Source organism: Chryseobacterium phosphatilyticum (assembly GCF_002899825.2).
Lineage (GTDB): Bacteria > Bacteroidota > Bacteroidia > Flavobacteriales > Weeksellaceae > Chryseobacterium > Chryseobacterium phosphatilyticum.
On record NZ_PPED02000001.1, the window covers coordinates 125,645 to 142,129 of the forward strand.

The window sequence follows — 16,485 nt, forward strand, 5'->3', positions numbered from 1 at the left end:
CAGAAATATGTTTTTCTTGATAATTTGAAAACTTTTAATTTTCAAATTAAAACTATATTTCTTATTTTTGGCCAATGGAAAATTTTATAGTATCTGCAAGAAAATATCGTCCTCATGAGTTTGATACAGTTGTAGGGCAATCTCACATTACGGATACTTTAGAACATGCAATTGAAGAGAGTCAATTGGCTCAGGCATTACTTTTTTGTGGTCCTCGTGGAGTAGGTAAAACTACTTGTGCCAGAATTTTGGCAAGAAAGATTAATGAAAAAGATGGCTCGGTTTCAGAAGACGGTTTTGCGTATAATATCTATGAGTTGGATGCTGCATCCAATAATTCTGTAGATGATATCAGAGAACTTATCGATCAGGTACGTTTTGCCCCTCAGGTAGGACAATACAAAGTGTACATTATTGATGAGGTGCATATGCTGTCTTCTGCCGCTTTCAATGCTTTCCTGAAAACACTTGAAGAGCCGCCTGCGCATGCCATTTTTATTTTGGCTACTACAGAAAAGCACAAGATTATTCCTACTATTTTATCCCGGTGTCAGATTTATGACTTTAAAAGAATTACCATTGAAGACATTCAGGGGCACTTAAGGAATATTGCTCAAAAAGAAAATATTCAGTACGAAGATGACGCTCTGTATTTAATTGCTCAAAAGGCTGACGGTGCATTAAGAGATGCACTTTCTATTTTTGACAGACTGTCTACATTCTCCCAAAAGAACATTACATTAGCAAAAGCAGCAGAAGTATTAAATATTCTGGATTATGATCAGTATCTCAATATTGTTGATCTGGCCAAAGAAAATAAAATTCCGGAAGTACTTTCAGCTTTTAATGATATTGTGAAAAAAGGCTTTGATCCTCACATCTTTATTGCCGGATTAGGAAATCATTTCAGAGATTTAATGATGGCACAGAATGCAGCCACCATTGATTTGATTGAAGTAGGAGAGAAAACAAAGATCAAGTTTGTGGAGCAAGGACAAAAGTGGGCTGCCCAACAATTGATTGATGGTATTGAGATCTGTAATCATGCCGATATTAATTATAAAAATTCCAAAAATTCCAGACTTACCGTGGAAATTGCTTTAATGCAGCTGGCTTCTCTGACAGCGAACTTAGGCGATACTAAAAAAAAAAGTTCTTAATACTGGCGCCGTTTCTCAGTGAAAAACAGGAAGTGAAAATTCCTGAAAAATCTCCTGAGAAAATAAAAGCTAACACAGAACAACCCCTATCATCTGAAAATATTCAGGAGGCCGTTGTTGTTACTAAAACAACAAAACCCCTATCAAGACCTGGTATTTCTTCAGGTTTTAGCATCAATTCCTTTTTAAATAAAGAAGATAAGGTAGAAGCAAAAGAAGATGTTGTTGTGAAAACCAACAATCTTCCTCAACACCATTTCACAGACACAGATCTGCAAATGGAGTGGAAAATTATGCTTAAACAGCTGCAGATGAAAAATAGCTTTGTTTTTAATGCTGTAAAAACCTTCAAACTGGAGAAAGCTGACGAAAACAAAATCAAGGTTTTATTTCCATCGGATTCTGCAAAAGTGGAATTTGATAAAATAAGTGGAGAATTTTTCAATCATTTTAGAAGAAAAGTTCAGAACCATTCTATTGAGGTAGAATACCACAGAGACGTTGAAAATCTGAAGATTGAGGTCGTTACCAAAAGAAAAATATTTGAAAAGTTTATCGAAAAAAATCCACTTTTGAAAGATCTTGATGATTTAATGAAGTTTGATTTGACATAATTTTTATATATTTGTCAAATCTTTTTGTACAAAATAATTTTTTGACAAAAAGAAAATGTAACCAGAAACGCTAAAACAAGACATTTCCAGAAGAAAAAATGGAAAAATTGACTAACACATATCTGTCTTTTTTTACACCCGCTAATTACTTTTTTAGCGGATATTTCAGTTTTTCTGTTTCTTATTATAGAAATTTCAGAACGTATTACCGATTTTATTGGTACTGTTAACTGAATTTCTTTCCAAAAAATACAGGAGAAGTAGAGCCCTTTTATTTTCCTGATTCCTTTAAAACAACTTTGAACGGCATTTTTTGAAAAGAATTATAAAGTAAATTTTATAATCTAAGGGCCGTTGTTGTGAACTTTAAAAAAAATATAAAAACAATAAAATTTAAAATATGAATCTAAAAGATTTGAAAAACGAGTGGATCAATGAGCTTACGCAACCATTAATGATCGCAGGACCGTGTAGTGCAGAAAGTGAAGCTCAAATGCTTGAAACAGCCAGAAGAATAAAAGAATCTAATGCTCAGGTATCGGTTTTCCGTGCAGGAATCTGGAAGCCTCGTACAAAACCCAATGGTTTTGAAGGAGTAGGGGTGATTGGTTTGAACTGGTTAAAGAAAGTAAAAGAAGAATACGGTTTTAAAACAGCTACAGAGGTTGCCAATGCTCACCACGTATTTGCTGCTTTAGAGGCTGATGTAGATGTTCTTTGGATCGGAGCTCGTTCTACGGTAAACCCTTTTACAGTACAGGAAATTGCAATGGCATTAAGAGGTACTGATAAGCCGGTATTCGTTAAAAACCCTGTGAATCCGGATCTTGCATTATGGGCAGGAGCTTTGGAAAGACTTTTAGGACAGGATATTAAAAACCTTGGGGTAATTCATAGAGGATTCTCTACTTACCAGAAAACAAAATACAGAAACAATCCAAACTGGCAGATCGCTCTTGATTTTAAAAGCCAGTTCCCCAATATACCAATGCTGATTGACCCATCTCATATCTGTGGAAACAGAACAGGCTTGGCAGATATTACACAGGAAGCTCTTAACGTAGGGTACCAGGGAGCCATTATTGAAACGCATTCCAATCCTGATGAAGCATGGAGTGATGCAGCTCAACAGATTACTCCTGAAGTACTGGCAGAGCTTATTGGTAATTTAAAAGTAAGAAATACAAATCTGGCCGGTTTTGAAGGAGAAATGGGAAGACACAGAACTTTAATTTCTGATCTTGATTTTCAGCTGATTGAACTTCTTTCCCAAAGAATGAAAATTTCTGAAAAAATCGGTAAGCTTAAAAAAGAAAATGATATTGCCATCTTCCAGCCGGAACGTTGGAAAGTTATTACTGAATATGCAACTCAGAAAGCTAAGGAAACAGGAATGTCTCAGGATTTTATTGAAAAAGTTTTCAAAGCAATCCACGAAGAATCTATTGAAGTTCAGAATAATATCATGATTGATAGAGACTAGGCAGTAAGGAGCAGACATAAAGGTAAAAAGGATCTTATCTTTAATGATGCCTGGATAAAAAATCAGGGCTTAGATTCCGGAATATAGAAGAATTGAAACATGTGTTTTTAAACCTATTTCCTGAATCCTAAGCCCTAATTGCTTATATTTGCACCAGTATTATCTATGAAAGGAAAAATCATTAAATCTACAGGCAGTTGGTACCAGGTTTTGGAATTGGAAACTAATAAAATTTTCGAGGCCAGAATCAGGGGGAAATTCAAATTAATAAAAACAAGACTTACCAACCCGCTGGCAGTAGGAGATTATGTTGAGTTTCAATTGGAACAGGATGATATTGCCTGGATTACGAAGATAGAACCCCGTCGAAATTACCTGATCAGAAAATCAGTAAACCTTTCAAAAGAAGCCCATATTATTGCCTCCAATATTGATCTTGCTTGTTTTATTTTTACATTGAAACATCCCGAAACATCTTTAGGATTTCTGGATCGTTTTTTAGCATGTTGTGAAGCTTATAATATTACCCCGCTTATTCTTTTCAACAAAATTGATGTTCTTCATGAAGAAGAAATTGAAATTGTAAAAGATGTTGAATTTATTTACCAGGAAATAGGCTATGACACATTAGAAATTTCTTCTTACTCTAAATTAAATCTGGACCAGCTTGCGGAGATTCTTAAAGATAAAACTTCAGTATTCTTTGGCCATTCGGGTTGTGGGAAATCTACATTAGTAAATGCGTTGCAACCAGGATTAAATCTGAAAACTTCTGAAATTTCTGATACTCACTTAAAAGGAAAGCATACAACAACTTTTGCGCAAATGCATTTTTGGGATTTTGGCGGAAATGTAATTGATACCCCGGGAGTACGGGAGTTTGCGATGATTGATATTGAAAAAGAAGAAGTGCAACACTACTTTCCGGAGATTTTCAAAAAAAGAGAAGAATGCAAGTTTCATAATTGTCTTCATGTCAACGAACCCAAATGTGCTGTGATTGACGCCCTTGAAACAGAAGAAATTCAGCATTCCCGCTATGCAACCTATATTAAATTAATGGATGAAGCAGAAGAAGCTTCTGTAAAATAATAAAATCAGAGACATTAATAAATACAGATGACATAAAACAATCTGTACGTAGAAATGTGACAAAATTACATGTTAATTTGTCACATTTTTATTTCTATGCATTTCTAATGGTAGTGGTAAGTCTTTTTGTCATATGAAAAATAGGACATAATGACTTATAATGGATAGGGAATGATTTTGTTATTACTTAACATTTTACATTATTTTATAAATTCAACGTACTGTATGTTAATAATTGGTTATTTACAAGGGGTTGATTTCCAGGCTATTTTAATCTGATTTTTTTGACTTATAATTCTTCACAATGAAAAAGCTTCATATTGTCTTGTTCTAGTATCTGCTATTTTGTTTTTTAATAGCTTAAAAGGATTTGAAAATCCTACCCGCTGTCAAGGTTAAAAACCTTGACAGCGGGTAGAGCTAAGAGAAAAAAAAGGAAAATATTATACCAATGATTGAAAAAGAAGCAATAGTATATTAATATGATTTAATATAGTTTTTTATTTTATCAAATTAATAACAAAATGGTTAAGTTTTTACAAATAAAAAACCCAGCCGAAGCTGGGTAAAAACTAATAACCATGAAAACTCAAATTAAACATGAGAATCGCAATAGAATAAACAATTACTGTGCCAAAGTTTGGTTCATAATTTCTTAATAAAAGTTATTTTTATGTTAAAGAAAAATTAAAATCAAAATCAAAGATATTTTTTGTAATTTTGCGGCATTAAAAAAATATACATTTATGTCTAACATTACATTCACTATGATTAAGCCTGATGCTGTTGCTGACGGACATATCGGTGCTATATTGGGTAAGATTGCTGAAGGAGGGTTTAAAATCAAAGCTTTAAAATTAACTCAGCTTACAGTTGCTGACGCGAAAAAATTCTATGAAGTACATGCTGAAAGACCATTTTATGGTGAGTTGGTAGAATTTATGAGTTCAGGTCCTATCGTAGCTGCAGTTTTAGAAAAAGCAAATGCAGTAGAAGACTTCAGAACATTAATTGGTGCTACTAATCCTGCAGAAGCTGCAGAAGGTACAATCAGAAAGATGTTCGCAAGAAGCATCGGAGAAAATGCAGTTCATGGTTCAGACTCTGACGAGAATGCATTAATCGAAGCTCAATTCCATTTTTCAGGGAGAGAGATTTTCTAAGAAAATTTTCTTACAAAATAAAAGATCCGGAGAATATTCTCCGGATTTTGTTTTTTATAACGGTTTAAAAGCTTTAGCCCTCTGTTAGAGATTATTTTCAATAGCTCCCACTTTTTCCCTATACAGCTCAAGAGGTTTACTGAGTAAAACAGCAATGACAGTCATATTTCTGTCAAGTCTTTCTCTGGGAATATCAATATATACAATACCTGGCCTTTCACTCCAATAAAGTTTGTTGTAGATTTTATGATCCAATAAAGTTCCGTCACCTACAATTCGTATTCTTGCAATTTCATTTTTTATCCCCTTTAAAGCGATAGGGCCGTTAGGAATCCCTTCTACAAAAAGATAAAGAGTCTGCCGATCCTTCGAAAGTGTACTCATTCCGGAATAATGACCGTCCGGTAGGCCATTCCCCGTTTCAAAAAGAGCTTCAGCACTTTTGCTGAGCCAATTGATCGTTTCCGGATTTGTTTGAGGTGTTGTCTTTATAGACAGGTCGAGTCCGTCAGCGGTTAGTCCTGAGTTGGTCAGAATATTGTTACCATTATGCAGTGCATCGGCTATGTCATAGACTGCCAGCTTTGTATTTTTGTTTTCCAGTAATCTTGATAATGAATGATCTTCTTTCACAGAATTTTTAAAGAAAACCGGAGGAGTTTCAAAAGCAAGTTCAACAACAGTGACATCCTGATCAAATTTTACTTTTGAAAGATGAATGGTTAATGTTTTTTCTTTATTATAATCAAAATTGACGATAGCCTGATCGTCTCCCAGAACTTTCACGGCACTGGGCATTGTCGCTAACCCATATATTTTCGTAAAATCTTTGGCTTCTTCCAGGTATAGAAATAATGACTTTTTAGAAGATGATAATGCAGATTTTCCTTTGTAATTCTCAAAAGGAATCCCGTGGTCAGTTTCATAAATAGCCTTTTTATTTTTAGAAGTCCACCGTCCGAGATTCTTTAAAATCTCAACTTGTTTTTGTGGAATAGTACCGTCAGATTGTGGACCAATATCCACTAATAAATTACCGCCCATACTGATTACATCGGCAAAGGTCCGTACAATCATGTTGGGAGTCTTGTAGTTGTTGTCGTAAGGTTGATACCCCCAGGAGTCATTCATTGTATAACACAGCTCCCAATATGGCGTTTGAGGAGCAATAACCGGAGCACCCTGTTCAGGAGTTTCATAATCACCGTGAGTAGTAAGCCGGGAATTGATAATAATATCAGGATTGTATTTTTTTAAGAGATTTAAAGTTTCAGGAGCCTGCCATTCTTCTGATGTATGTTCCCAGTCACCATCAAACCATAAAAGATCCGGATTATAAAGAGAGGAAAGCTCATTCAGTTGCTTCTGATAATAACTAATAAAACTTTGCCAGCGTTTTGGATCAGTTTTTATTTCGTATCTTTTTTTTGTCCGGGTATTAATATCGTAATAGGGGTGGCTCCAATCAGGAAGTGAGAAGTAAAGCCCGGTTTTTAACCCTGTATTTTTTAATGCAGACACAAAAGGGCTTAAAACATCTTTTTTTGCCAATGCATCACCGGGAATAGTGATTGCCCGCTCAGCTTTAGAATTCCAGAGAGACACTCCATCATGATGTTTGGTAGTAATGACTGCATATTTAGCTCCGGATTCTTTGATCAGCTCCGCCCATTGTCCAGGTTTATATTTTGATGCTGAAAATCCGCTTAATTGCTTCATATACTGATCATGATTGATATAATTGTTGAAAAAAGACCAGGATTCTGAAATTCCATTAACAGAATAAATTCCCCAATGTATAAACACTCCTAATTTGGCTTTTTTAAACCATTCCATTTTCTGATTACTAATAGCCCGAGCTTGTGCGTTTACGTTGGATACAGACAATAGTAGTCCAAGTAAAACCACTTTAATCGCTCTGTTCTTCATAGATATTTATTTTTGACATTAAATATAAAGAAAATGTAGTAGAGAATAGCCTCTCGCTATTCTTTATGGACTATGTATGAACACTTCTTTTTTGTTGTATCTTTATACCTGATGAATTGAATTTCAAATCATAGCAAGGAAGATATGACGCTGGTATCAAATGGAACGTTTATTGTAAATTTTATTAAAAAAAGCGATTATGAAAATTCCAACATTATTAATGGCTAGTCTGTTAGCAGTCGGAGTATCAGCACAGACGGCTAAGCCTGCTTCCCATACGAATACTAAAAAACCTGTAAAGAAAGTAAAAAAAATAGTTGACCCTGAGACCCCGGGGAGGCCCAAACCTGCAAATCCAAAAAAGATAGTGGAAAAAGATACGATTGTACGTACTCCTTTTAACTGCCCGGCCTATGGGATGGGATAGCACATGGAGAAACCACTATTAGGAATATCCATGATGGGGGAAGCAGAATTTCTTTCTGCTGTTCTGCCCTTGTTACAAAACAATCTGGTGGATGTGTTGGAATGGTCATTTGATACTTTTTTTAATGCGAAAGAACCGGATTGGCTGGATAGCCTGTTAAATTTTTATGCTGAAAATAATCGTTTGATAGGACATGGGGTCTATTATTCATTATTTGATGCAAAATGGACTGAAAGGCAGGAAATATGGCTTGAAAAATTGAAAGAGGAAATTTGTAAACGAAAGTATAATCATATTACAGAACACTTTGGGTTTATGAATACTGAAAATTTTCATCAAGGGGTCCCGTTGCCTGTTTCTTTACACCCAAAAACCTTGCAAATCGGACAGGATAGGCTCCAAAGACTCCAGAATGTAATAAATTTACCTGTTGGAATAGAAAATCTGGCATTTTCGTTCTGTTTGGATGATGTTAGAGAGCAGGGAGTATTTCTTCAGCAATTAATAAAAGATGTAGATGGATTTTTGATTCTTGATCTTCATAATATCTATTGCCAGGCTTGTAATTTTGAGATAGGGATGCAGGAAATTATTGACCTGTATCCGCTAGATAAAGTGAAGGAAATTCACCTTTCAGGAGGGAGCTGGGAGGAGAGTGTATATGGAAGGAAAATGATTCGAAGAGATACTCATGATCATGCCATTCCGGAAGATATATTTTCTATTCTGCCCTTTGTATTGTCGCATTGTAAAAATTTAGAATATGTTATTATTGAAAGGCTTGGTAGCACAATAAGAACAGCAGATGAAAAAAAGAAGTTTCTGGATGACTTTACGCGGGTGAAAGCGATGATCGACTCTTCAGTTTGGAATGAAAGACAGAAAGATTCCTGGACGAAAAAAGAATATAATCTTTCAAAGACTCCTGTTGAAGATGTAATGTTTTATGAAGAACAATCAAGGCTTACAAAAATACTATTTGACAATACAGCAGTAGATGCTTTAAAAAATGAAAAGTTTCATTATTTTAATACGGTTAACTGGGAGCCTGAAATGATACGGACAGCTCAGAATATCATTAAAAAATGGAATCCATATTAAGATGGATATATACTAATAATCACAAATCGAATTATATGAAAATGGCAACTCTATTACTAATTGTTACAGCAGTACTTACGGCTCTGGTCGCGGGTTTGTTCTACGCTTATTCATGTTCTGTCGTCCTTGGGTTGGGAAAGCTCTCTGATGCTGAGTATCTCAAAGCAATGCAGAATATCAACAGAGAAATTCTTAATCCTCTTTTCTTTATGAGTTTTATGGGGACAGCTCTCCTTCTTCCGGTATCTGCCTTTGTATTTCGGGGGCAACAACCGGCTTTTATTTTTCTTTTAGTGGCGACATTAACTTATTTGACCGGTGTTTTTGGAGTCACTGTTGGGGGGAATGTTCCGATGAATGATATACTTGATAAGTTTGATATTCCAGGCTCTTCGGCCGAAGCTCTTAAGCAAATGCGTGATAATTTTGAAAACAGATGGAACTTTCTGAATAATATAAGAACTGTTTTTTCTGTGATCAGTATTGCTTTGGTTATTTGTGCGTGTCTTTGGAATAAAGAAGTATAAAATTCGAAATGTAAGTGGAAATACTTATCTGTAAATTACGTATTTCTACGGATTGAAATGATCTGTTTTATTCGGATCTTTGTGTTGTTAATGAACAAGAATTTAAACATTATATTGAAAATAATAACCAGGAAAACTCAATCTCAATGAGAAAAAGGCAGCCCCAACAGAGCTGCCTTTTTCTTGATATATTATTGAAGATAATTTAAATTTTTAAAAGCTCAATTGTTCTTTCCGGGCTGTCTGCAGAAAATACTGCATTTCCGGCAACAAGAACATCCGCTCCGGCTTCAAAAAGCTTCGAAGCATTATCAAGATTTACTCCTCCGTCTATTTCAATTAATGCAGTAGAGTTATTGCTCACAATAAGATCTTTGGTTTCAGCGATCTTTTTATATGTGTTTTCAATGAACTTCTGGCCTCCGAATCCCGGATTTACACTCATTAATAATACTAAATCTACATCAGCAATAATGTCTTCAAGCATTAAAACCGGTGTAGATGGATTTAAAACAACACCTGCTTTCACTCCTTTACTCTGAATATGATGGATGGTTCTGTGAAGATGGGTACATGCCTCATAATGTACTGAAATAAGATCTGCACCGTGATTGATGAATTCGTCAACATATTTTTCTGGCTCAACGATCATCAGGTGAACGTCTACAAATTTTTTAGCATGTTGCTGAACTGTTTTCATCACTGGAAAACCAAATGAAATATTAGGAACAAATCTGCCGTCCATTACATCAATATGGAACCAGTCGGCCTGAGAGTTGTTCAACATTTCAATATCTCTTTGCAGATTCCCAAAGTCTGCCGATAAAAGGGATGGAGCAATAAGCTTCGTTTTCATTTTTACTTTTTATACTTTTACTTAGATTTCAGATAGTAGAAATCAGATATCAGATTTAGAATGTCTAATATCTAAGGTCTTTAATGATACTTCAGCTTCATTTCCGGTTTGATCTTCAGAATAGTTTCATAAATAAGTTTAATGACATTTCCTACGTCTTCTTTAGAAACCATTTCTACTGTTGTATGCATATAACGCAAAGGTAAGGAAATTAAAGCACTTGGTACTCCGCCATTTGAATGAGCGAAAGCGTCTGTATCAGTTCCTGTAGCTCTGCTTGCCGCTGCTCTTTGGTAAGGTATTTTTTTTGCTTTTGCTGTATCAATGATAAGCTCTCTGATAGTATGATGAACGCTCGGAGCAAAGAATACTACCGGTCCGGCACCACATTTCTGATCTCCTTCTTTCTTCTTTTCAATCATTGGAGTTGTGGTGTCATGGGTAACATCGGTAACAATGGCAATATTAGGTTTGATGGTATCTGCAATCATATCGGCTCCGTATAGACCAACTTCTTCCTGTACAGAATTGGTAATATAAAGCCCGAATGGAATAGATTTTTTATTTTCCTTTAGAAGTCTTGCCACTTCAGCAATCATGAAACCGCCGATCCTATTGTCCAGAGCTCTGCAGACAAAATATCTGTCGTTCATTTCAAAGAATTCATCAGGGTAGGTAATCATGCACCCTACGTAGATCCCCATTTCTTCCACTTCTTTTTTGGAAGTAGCCCCACAGTCGATGAAAATATTTTCAATTTTTGGAGTAGGTTCATTCTGGTTGCTTCTTGTGTGAATAGCCGGCCATCCGAATACTCCTTTTATAATACCGTTTTCTCCATGAATGTGAACGACTTTTGATGGTGCAATAGTCTGATCTGAACCTCCGTTTCTGATTACATAGATCAATCCGTCATCTGTAATATAATTGACGTACCAGGAGATTTCATCTGCATGAGCTTCAATTACTACCTTAAATTCAGCTTCGGGATTGATTATACCGTAGCATGTTCCATAATGATCGACTTCTATTTTGTCAACATAGGGTCTGATATAGTCCATCCAGACTTCCTGACCTTTATGTTCATAACCTGTTGGAGACGAAGTATTTAAATATTTTTCTAAAAATTTCAAAGATTTCTTTTCAAATTTCATAAAAAGGAATGATTTTTGCGTTCAATTTTTGTTCTTATAAGTGTAAAAATAATGAATTTTAGTAAGATTATCTGCCTTTTTATTTTCTTTTTTGGGGTCAGCGTTTTTGGTCAGAAAGATACCGTGGAGGCAAAACCACTTAATCAATATCCGCCTGAATCATTAAAAGTAGATGAATTTGGTAATAAATATTATTATGATGAAAGGCAAAAGGTCAAGGTATATGAAGTCAATGGTGAGCCTGTAGTCGTATTGGATGAACTGGTTTTGGTTAATAAACCTAGATTTAATAATCAGCTGGATAAGAATTACTATTATTTTCTCAACAAGAAATTATACAGGGTCTATCCATTGTTTGTAACAGCGTTGCAACAATACAGAGATATCCAAAAAGATATGAACGATATGGACAGTAAAGCGAAAAGAAAATTTGTCAGAGAAAGACAAAATATGCTGGCTGACCAATATGAAAAACAATTAAGAGATCTTACAACTACCGAAGGACAGGTTTTTGCAAAGCTAATGAATAGAGCTACCAGCAAAAATGTATATGAGATTATTAAAGAGCTGAGAGGCGGGTGGAGTGCTTTCTGGTGGAATGTAAAGGGCAAGATGGCAGATATTGATCTGAAAGAACAGTATGATCCTCACAAAAACAGAACGGATGAATTTATAGAGTCATTGCTTCAATCCAATTGGAATTCAGGATATCTACAGCCTTATCCCGGGGCAAATGATTTTAAAGTTAAAAAATAATAGAATAAAAATACCTGTAAAAAGTTTTACAGGTATTTTTCTTTTAATTTATCGAATACGATTTTGTCTATAGGAAGGGGGAAAGGATTATCCGGTCTGTTGATCTCCATCCACTCTGTTTTTTCGATGCATGGATCCAGAATAAGAAAATCTTCTTCATTTACAATATTGACAATATAATAGATGGTAAGAAGCTGCTCATTTTCTCTGAATCGGGAAACCAGAAATTTTTCCTGAGTGTAAAAATGTTCTACAATATCTATCTTTACATTAAGCTCTTCATCAAATTCACGATGTAAACATTCCAGTACTCCTTCACCATATTCTAATCCGCCACCCGGAAATTTCACTAAAGGTTCACCGGCATATTCCTCAAATAACGTTAAAACTTTTTTATCTTTTACCGCACAAGCATACACTCTAATGTTGATCTTGTCTATCATATATATAAGGTATAATATTTTGTAAAGCTAAGGTAAGGAATTTTACTGAAGCAAAAAGGAGGGAATAGTGGTAAGTTACAATTTCACGGCATTGATCATTTCCCTTTTCCCCGGAGGTCCCTGTTTCTTTTCTACATTAAAAGCAAGCTCCTGAAGAATTCTTCTTACACTTCCTTTCGAGGAATATGTTGTTAACAATCCATTAATGGCCATTTTGTCAGAAACCAGCTCAAATAGTGGTTTTTCCCAAAGATCCGGTTGTACTCTCGCTCCAAAACAGTCGAAGTAAACAAGATTAATTTTGGGCAAATCAATGTCTTTTAGGTCGAAAAAGTCACATTCTATCTTTTTTAAGTTAAAACCACTAATGATTTCAACTGGTTTTTCCCAATCTGCCAGATGAATTTTCTGATAAATATTTTTGAACTCTGGGTTATCAAAAAGTTCAAAATATGCCAGGTCGTTAATTTCGGATTCATTTATGGGGTATTTTTCGAGTGAAAAATAATTGATGACATGATTTTTGTCAGTTTTTAAATATTCATTAATTGTCACCAAAACATTCAAACCTGTTCCAAATCCGAGTTCTAAAATATTAATTTCGTAATCATTAACCAGATTTAGTCCATTTTTGATAAACACGTGTTCAGCTTCCTGTAGGGCTCCGTGATGAGAATGATAGTTTTCATTTAAATCATTGATAAACAATGTTTTACTCCCGTCGTTTGTGGTCTTAATTTCTCTTTTCAAGCTATTTTTTTGTCAAATTTACTCTAAAATTTTTATATTTAGAAAATTATGTTAAATTTGTAGAACATCGTAAAAATTTTAAAAAATGATAATTCAAAAAACTGAAAACTCCAGAATTTCTACATTCGACCCAAACAATTTTTCATTTGGTAGTACTTTCATTGATCATATGATCATTTGTGAGTATGAAGATGGAAAATGGGGAGATGTAAAATTAGTTCCTTACGGTCCGATTCCATTTACACCTGCTATGATGGGAGTAAACTATGGGCAAGCTTGTTTCGAAGGTATGAAAGCCTATAAAGACAAAGACGGGCAGGTTTTCCTTTTCAGGCCTGAAAAGAATTTTGAACGTATCAACAAATCAGCAAAGCGTCTTGCAATGCCTGAGGTAACTGAGGAAATGTTTTTAGATGGATTAAAAGCATTAGTAGATATCGACAGAGACTGGATCCCTCAAGGTGAAGGAATGTCATTATATATCAGACCATTAATTTTTGCTACAGAGGAAGCTTTGAAAGCAAGAGTTGCTAATAAATATATGTTTGCTATCGTGGCTACTCCGGCGAAGAGCTATTACGCAGAACCTGTTTCTGTAAAAATCTCTGATCACTATTCAAGAGCCGCAAACGGAGGAGTAGGTTCTGCAAAAGCAGCCGGTAACTATGCTGCTTCTTTCTATCCAACACAGTTGGCTATTGAAGAAGGCTATGAGCAAATTATCTGGACCGATGATGCTACTCACGAATACTTTGAAGAAAGTGGTACAATGAATGTATTTGTTAGAATTAACGATACAATTTATACACCTCCGACTTCTGAGAAAATCCTTGATGGGGTAACAAGAGACAGTTTCATCCAATTGGCTAAGAGAAGAGGAATTGAAGTGAAGATAGAGCCTGTTGCTGTAAAAACAGTCATTGAGGCTTTAAAGGATGGTAGCCTTAAAGAAGTTTGGGGAGTAGGTACTGCAGTTGTAACTACTGAATTCCAGGCTTTAGGATATGAAGGCGTGAAATTGGAGCTTCCAAGATTATCTGCTGAAGAAAGCTATGCTGCAATTCTTAAGAAAGATTTGGTTGATCTTCAAAACAATCTTTCTGAAGATCCATTCGGATGGAGAGTGTCTGTGGATCACGCACTTGAAACAGTATAATAGTACATTGATAAACGATAAAAAAAGCCGGGTATTCCCGGCTTTTTGCATTGAGATCAAAATGAGTGATGGGTTTTATTGCAGGCAGGTAATTCTGAAGATTTATTTTTAGATGCAATAATACATAGATACAATCATACATTTCTTCATCAAGTTTTGTAATTGATTCTTGAAATGTGTATTTTCGCAAATGTTAATGAAAAAACTAATCTTCATATCAATCATAAGTCTGTTGGGTTGCAACAGGAATGCACAGACGGCTCATCCTCCTGTAGGTGGGGTTTTAAGTCAAAAGGATCTGGATGTTTCCAGAAATAGGATGAAAAATCTAAACATTATAGAAAGAGGACAAATCCAGGATTGGATCAACGGCCAGTCTGTGAAATATTATCCTACACAACTTAATTACTGGGTAACAGTGGAAGGGTATGATCAGAGAGAAAGAAGAGCTGATAACAGTCTGATCTCTTATTCGTACGATTTGTATGATTTTGATCAAACCAAAATTTATGATCAGTCGATTGAAAGAAGGGAAGCCAAATTTGGACACTTTGATGAACTGAAAGCAGTAGAGAATGCCTTGCGTTTTATACATGATGGAGAGGAAGTAACACTTTTAGTCCCATCTTCTTTAGCCTATGGAACTTTTGGAGATGAAAAAAAAATAGATAACGATATCCCATTAATCATAAAATTAAAAGCATTATAACAAATGAAATTGTTTAACAAGAATATAATTCTGGCAGCGGCAAGTGTTTCGCTGATGAGTTGTACCCCAATTTATAAAAAAATGAACGTAGACAAAGAAACTTACGAAGGTCTTAATGACGGACTTTATGCCAATCTTCAAACCACTAAAGGTAACATGATTGTTAAACTTGAAGACAAGAAAGCACCAGTAACTGTAGCCAACTTTATCGGTCTTGCAGAAGGGAAAATCGATAATAAAGCTAAGGCTAAGGGAGTTCCTTACTATGACGGAACTATTTTCCACAGAGTAATCAAAGATTTCATGATCCAGGGAGGTGATCCGCAAGGAACAGGAATGGGAGATCCGGGATATAAATTTGAAGATGAAAGAAATGACCTTAAGCATACAGGAAAAGGAATTCTTTCTATGGCGAATTCAGGACCTAATACAAATGGTTCTCAGTTTTTCATTACTGAAGTTGCTACCCCTTGGTTGGACGGAAGACACACCATCTTCGGAAAAGTGGTAAAAGGAACTGAGGTAATCGACGTTATTGCTAATGTTGAAAAAGGAGCTCAGGACAAACCTAAAACAGATATCGTTCTCGAAAAAGTTTCTGTTTTCGGTAAAGGTGACGAGTATAAGAACTACGATGCTGCTAAAACTTTCAACGAAGGAAAAGCTAAAATCGCAGAAAATAATAAAGCTTTTATCGCTAAAGAAGAAGCTGAAAAGAAGAAAAAAGAAGAAGAATTCAAAGCAAACCAGGAAAAATTAGTTGAAAACTTAAAGGCCGGAATGCAGAAAACTGAATCAGGTCTTTACTATAAAATTACAAAAACAGCTGATGGTAAAGCTCCAAAAGCTGGTGATAACGTTTCTGTACACTATGCAGGGAAATTAGTAGATGGGACTGAGTTTGATTCTTCATTCAAGAGAAATGAGCCTATCGAAATTCCAATCGGGATGGGAAGAGTAATCAAAGGATGGGATGAAGGTATCCTTTTATTAAAAGAAGGTGAAACTGCTACTTTATTGATCCCGCCGGCAATGGCTTACGGAGAAAGAGGTGCAGGAGGAGTGATCCCACCAAACTCCTGGTTAATCTTTGATGTAGAACTTGTAAAAGTAAAATAATTACCTCTTATTAAGATATGAACCGCCCCGCAATGGGGTGGTTTTT

The 16,485-nt window shown here is 35.3% G+C and carries 17 protein-coding genes; 12 read left to right on the forward strand and 5 right to left on the reverse strand.

What is annotated here, in order from left to right:
- Positions 1 to 74 precede the first annotated feature (74 nt).
- From dnaX to C1631_RS00595, 5 genes are all read left to right on the forward strand, one after another.
- Positions 75 to 1,160 carry a DNA polymerase III subunit gamma/tau gene (gene dnaX, locus C1631_RS00575; RefSeq protein WP_109709727.1) on the forward strand — a complete coding sequence of 362 codons (1,086 nt, stop codon included), beginning with the start codon at positions 75 to 77 and terminating at the stop codon, positions 1,158 to 1,160.
- 32 nt (positions 1,161 to 1,192) lie between these two features.
- Positions 1,193 to 1,774, forward strand: a complete 582-nt coding sequence (locus C1631_RS24310; RefSeq protein WP_228440934.1) for a DUF8439 domain-containing protein — start codon at positions 1,193 to 1,195, stop codon at positions 1,772 to 1,774.
- A 400-nt stretch (positions 1,775 to 2,174) separates the two neighbouring features.
- The gene (locus tag C1631_RS00585; protein ID WP_109709729.1) at positions 2,175 to 3,257 is read left to right on the forward strand and encodes a chorismate mutase; all 1,083 of its coding nucleotides are present in this window, start codon (positions 2,175 to 2,177) and stop codon (positions 3,255 to 3,257) included.
- A gap of 165 nt (positions 3,258 to 3,422) precedes the next feature.
- Positions 3,423 to 4,349, forward strand: coding sequence for a ribosome small subunit-dependent GTPase A (gene rsgA / locus C1631_RS00590; protein ID WP_109709730.1), 927 nt, complete (start codon positions 3,423 to 3,425; stop codon positions 4,347 to 4,349).
- A 746-nt stretch (positions 4,350 to 5,095) separates the two neighbouring features.
- Positions 5,096 to 5,512, forward strand: a complete 417-nt coding sequence (locus C1631_RS00595; RefSeq protein WP_034727888.1) for a nucleoside-diphosphate kinase — start codon at positions 5,096 to 5,098, stop codon at positions 5,510 to 5,512.
- Between the two features lie 84 nt (positions 5,513 to 5,596).
- Here C1631_RS00595 and C1631_RS00600 read toward each other — a convergent pair whose 3' ends face one another.
- Positions 5,597 to 7,441, reverse strand: coding sequence for an alpha-L-fucosidase (locus tag C1631_RS00600; RefSeq protein WP_109709732.1), 1,845 nt, complete (start codon positions 7,439 to 7,441; stop codon positions 5,597 to 5,599).
- 199 nt (positions 7,442 to 7,640) lie between these two features.
- Here C1631_RS00600 and chrA point away from each other — a divergent pair, with 199 nt between their 5' ends.
- The 3 genes from chrA to chrI are packed head-to-tail and all read left to right on the forward strand — an operon-like array spanning position 7,641 to position 9,496.
- Positions 7,641 to 7,868, forward strand: coding sequence for an MNIO class RiPP chryseobasin precursor ChrA (gene chrA / locus C1631_RS00605; protein WP_109709733.1), 228 nt, complete (start codon positions 7,641 to 7,643; stop codon positions 7,866 to 7,868).
- 3 nt (positions 7,869 to 7,871) lie between these two features.
- Positions 7,872 to 8,969, forward strand: a complete 1,098-nt coding sequence (gene chrH / locus C1631_RS00610) for an MNIO family chryseobactin maturase (RefSeq protein WP_109709735.1) — start codon at positions 7,872 to 7,874, stop codon at positions 8,967 to 8,969.
- Positions 8,970 to 9,010: 41 nt separating this feature from the next.
- Positions 9,011 to 9,496, forward strand: a complete 486-nt coding sequence (chrI, locus tag C1631_RS00615) for a chryseobasin maturation helper ChrI (protein ID WP_228440937.1) — start codon at positions 9,011 to 9,013, stop codon at positions 9,494 to 9,496.
- 205 nt (positions 9,497 to 9,701) lie between these two features.
- Here chrI and rpe read toward each other — a convergent pair whose 3' ends face one another.
- Together rpe and chrP are read right to left on the reverse strand one after the other, a co-directional pair.
- Positions 9,702 to 10,352, reverse strand: a complete 651-nt coding sequence (gene rpe, locus C1631_RS00620; RefSeq protein WP_103249392.1) for a ribulose-phosphate 3-epimerase — start codon at positions 10,350 to 10,352, stop codon at positions 9,702 to 9,704.
- A gap of 80 nt (positions 10,353 to 10,432) precedes the next feature.
- On the reverse strand, positions 10,433 to 11,506 hold the full coding sequence (chrP, locus tag C1631_RS00625; RefSeq protein WP_109709736.1) for a chryseobasin maturation metalloprotease ChrP: 1,074 nt from the start codon (positions 11,504 to 11,506) through the stop codon (positions 10,433 to 10,435).
- 51 nt (positions 11,507 to 11,557) lie between these two features.
- On the opposite strand from chrP, the gene C1631_RS00630 reads away from it, so the two are divergent.
- On the forward strand, positions 11,558 to 12,262 hold the full coding sequence (locus C1631_RS00630; RefSeq protein ID WP_109709738.1) for a DUF4294 domain-containing protein: 705 nt from the start codon (positions 11,558 to 11,560) through the stop codon (positions 12,260 to 12,262).
- A 26-nt stretch (positions 12,263 to 12,288) separates the two neighbouring features.
- On the opposite strand, the gene C1631_RS00635 is transcribed toward C1631_RS00630, so the two are convergent.
- Both C1631_RS00635 and mnmC2 read right to left on the reverse strand, forming a co-directional pair.
- On the reverse strand, positions 12,289 to 12,705 hold the full coding sequence (locus C1631_RS00635) for an NUDIX hydrolase (RefSeq protein ID WP_109709740.1): 417 nt from the start codon (positions 12,703 to 12,705) through the stop codon (positions 12,289 to 12,291).
- 75 nt (positions 12,706 to 12,780) lie between these two features.
- Complete coding sequence (gene mnmC2, locus C1631_RS00640) at positions 12,781 to 13,455, reverse strand: tRNA (5-methylaminomethyl-2-thiouridine)(34)-methyltransferase MnmC2 (RefSeq protein ID WP_109709742.1); 675 nt, start codon at positions 13,453 to 13,455, stop codon at positions 12,781 to 12,783.
- A gap of 85 nt (positions 13,456 to 13,540) precedes the next feature.
- On the opposite strand from mnmC2, the gene C1631_RS00645 reads away from it, so the two are divergent.
- The 3 genes from C1631_RS00645 (at position 13,541) to C1631_RS00655 (ending at position 16,439) form a co-directional block, all read left to right on the forward strand.
- Positions 13,541 to 14,611 (forward strand): branched-chain amino acid aminotransferase, encoded by a 1,071-nt coding sequence (locus tag C1631_RS00645; RefSeq protein ID WP_109709743.1) that lies wholly within the window; start codon positions 13,541 to 13,543, stop codon positions 14,609 to 14,611.
- A 196-nt stretch (positions 14,612 to 14,807) separates the two neighbouring features.
- Complete coding sequence (locus C1631_RS00650; protein ID WP_109711397.1) at positions 14,808 to 15,320, forward strand: FKBP-type peptidyl-prolyl cis-trans isomerase; 513 nt, start codon at positions 14,808 to 14,810, stop codon at positions 15,318 to 15,320.
- An 81-nt stretch (positions 15,321 to 15,401) separates the two neighbouring features.
- Entirely contained in the window at positions 15,402 to 16,439 is a 1,038-nt protein-coding gene (locus tag C1631_RS00655; protein ID WP_228441088.1) for a peptidylprolyl isomerase, read from the forward strand.
- Positions 16,440 to 16,485 lie beyond the last annotated feature (46 nt).